The following is a 2,917-nucleotide window of genomic DNA, read 5'->3' as shown; positions in this document are numbered from 1 at the left end:
CACATTCAAGTGTTCTTGGCAATATCATCTCCTAGAGATGATTATTCGAAATTGAGTCCGGCAAAATCGAACGTCTCTCACTCATAAAATAGAGAGACAACTTGGTTGTTTAACGAAACTCCTTCGGGTTGTATGGTTAAGTGACTAAGCGTACACGGTGGATGCCTTGGCAGTCAGAGGCGATGAAAGACGTAATAACTTGCGATAAGCCCAGATTAGGTAGTAATAACCATTTGAGTCTGGGATTTCTGAATGGGGAAACCCACCTGCATAAGCAGGTATCACACACTGAATACATAGGTGTGTGAGGCGAACCGGGGGAACTGAAACATCTAAGTACCCCGAGGAAGAGAAATCAACCGAGATTCCGAAAGTAGCGGCGAGCGAAATTGGATTAGCCCTTAAGCGTTTTATGCGTCAGGTGAAACTTCTGGAAAGTTGTGCGAYACAGGGTGATAGCCCCGTAACCGGCAACGCATATTAGGTGAAAACGAGTAGGGCGGGACACGTGTTATCCTGTCTGAATATGGGGGGACCATCCTCCAAGGCTAAATACTACTGACTGACCGATAGTGAACCAGTACCGTGAGGGAAAGGCGAAAAGAACCCCTGTGAGGGGAGTGAAATAGAACCTGAAACCGTGTACGTACAAGCAGTAGGAGCRGGCATTRCGTCCYGTGACTGCGTACCTTTTGTATAATGGGTCAGCGACTTAATTTTAGTAGCAAGGTTAACCGTTTAGGGGAGCCGTAGGGAAACCGAGTCTTAACTGGGCGTACAGTTGCTAGAATTAGACCCGAAACCAGGTGATCTAGCCATGGGCAGGTTGAAGATTGAGTAACATCAATTGGAGGACCGAACCGACTAATGTTGAAAAATTAGCGGATGACTTGTGGCTAGGGGTGAAAGGCCAATCAAACCTGGAGATAGCTGGTTCTCCCCGAAAGCTATTTAGGTAGCGCCTCGGACGAATACTACTGGGGGTAGAGCACTGTTAAGGCTAGGGGGTCATCCCGACTTACCAACCCTTTGCAAACTCCGAATACCAGTAAGTAATATCCGGGAGACACACGGCGGGTGCTAACGTCCGTCGTGGAGAGGGAAACAACCCAGACCGCCAGCTAAGGTCCCAAATTATTACTAAGTGGGAAACGATGTGGGAAGGCTTAGACAGCTAGGATGTTGGCTTAGAAGCAGCCATCATTTAAAGAAAGCGTAATAGCTCACTAGTCGAGTCGGCCTGCGCGGAAGATGTAACGGGGCTAAGTAATAAACCGAAGCTGCGGCAACATARTTTAYTATGTTGGGTAGGGGAGCGTTCTGTAAGCGGTTGAAGGTGTGTTGTAAAGCATGCTGGACGTATCAGAAGTGCGAATGCTGACATGAGTAACGATAAAGGGGGTGAAAAACCCCCTCGCCGGAAGACCAAGGGTTCCTGTCCAACGTTAATCGGGGCAGGGTAAGTCGACCCCTAAGGCGAGGCCGAAAGGCGTAGTCGATGGGAAACGGGTTAATATTCCCGTACTTCTTATAATTGCGATGGGGGGACGGAGAAGGCTAGGTGGGCCTGGCGACGGTTGTCCAGGTTCAAGTACGTAGGCGGAGAGTTTAGGTAAATCCGGACTCTTRTTAACGCTGAGATACGATGTCGAGCTACTACGGTAGTGAAGTCATTGATGCCATGCTTCCAGGAAAAGCCTCTAAGCTTCAGATTATAAGGAATCGTACCCCAAACCGACACAGGTGGTCGGGTAGAGAATACCAAGGCGCTTGAGAGAACTCGGGTGAAGGAACTAGGCAAAATGGTACCGTAACTTCGGGAGAAGGTACGCTCTCGACGGTGAAGTCCCTYGCGGATGGAGCTATTGGGAGTCGCAGATACCAGGTGGCTGCAACTGTTTATTAAAAACACAGCACTGTGCAAAATCGTAAGATGACGTATACGGTGTGACGCCTGCCCGGTGCCGGAAGGTTAATTGATGGGGTTAGACTTCGGTCGAAGCTCTTGATCGAAGCCCCGGTAAACGGCGGCCGTAACTATAACGGTCCTAAGGTAGCGAAATTCCTTGTCGGGTAAGTTCCGACCTGCACGAATGGCGTAATGATGGCCACGCTGTCTCCACCCGAGACTCAGTGAAATTGAAATCGCTGTGAAGATGCAGTGTACCCGCGGCTAGACGGAAAGACCCCGTGAACCTTTACTACAGCTTGGCACTGAACATTGACCCTACATGTGTAGGATAGGTGGGAGCCTTTGAAGCACGTACGCCAGTATGTGTGGAGGCAATCTTGAAATACCACCCTTGTATGCTTGATGTTCTAACGTTGGYCCCTTATCGGGRTTACGGACAGTGCCTGGTGGGTAGTTTGACTGGGGCGGTCTCCTCCCAAAGAGTAACGGAGGAGCACGAAGGTGGGCTAAACACGGTTGGACATCGTGTGGTTAGTGCAATGGCATAAGCCCGCTTAACTGCGAGAATGACAATTCGAGCAGGTACGAAAGTAGGTCATAGTGATCCGGTGGTTCTGTATGGAAGGGCCATCGCTCAACGGATAAAAGGTACTCCGGGGATAACAGGCTGATACCGCCCAAGAGTTCATATCGACGGCGGTGTTTGGCACCTCGATGTCGGCTCATCACATCCTGGGGCTGAAGTCGGTCCCAAGGGTATGGCTGTTCGCCATTTAAAGTGGTACGCGAGCTGGGTTTAGAACGTCGTGAGACAGTTCGGTCCCTATCTGCCGTGGGCGTTGGAAAATTGAAAGGGGCTGCTCCTAGTACGAGAGGACCGGAGTGGACGAACCTCTGGTGTTCGGGTTGTCATGCCAATGGCATTGCCCGGTAGCTAAGTTCGGAATCGATAACCGCTGAAAGCATCTAAGCGGGAAGCGAGCCTTGAGATGAGTTTTCCCTGAC

General features: G+C 50.3%; 1 rRNA gene. It reads left to right on the top strand.

Annotated elements, in window-relative coordinates:
* Nucleotides 1-134: 134 nt before the first annotated feature.
* A 23S ribosomal RNA gene (locus DZ860_RS23555) occupies nucleotides 135-2,917 on the top strand; the annotation flags it as partial.

Origin of the sequence: Vibrio sinensis (assembly GCF_003605645.1) — a bacterium.
Taxonomy (GTDB): Bacteria; Pseudomonadota; Gammaproteobacteria; order Enterobacterales; family Vibrionaceae; genus Vibrio; species Vibrio sinensis.
The sequence above is the reverse complement of the archived record's forward strand: the minus strand, read 5'-3'. Positions and strand labels throughout refer to the sequence as shown.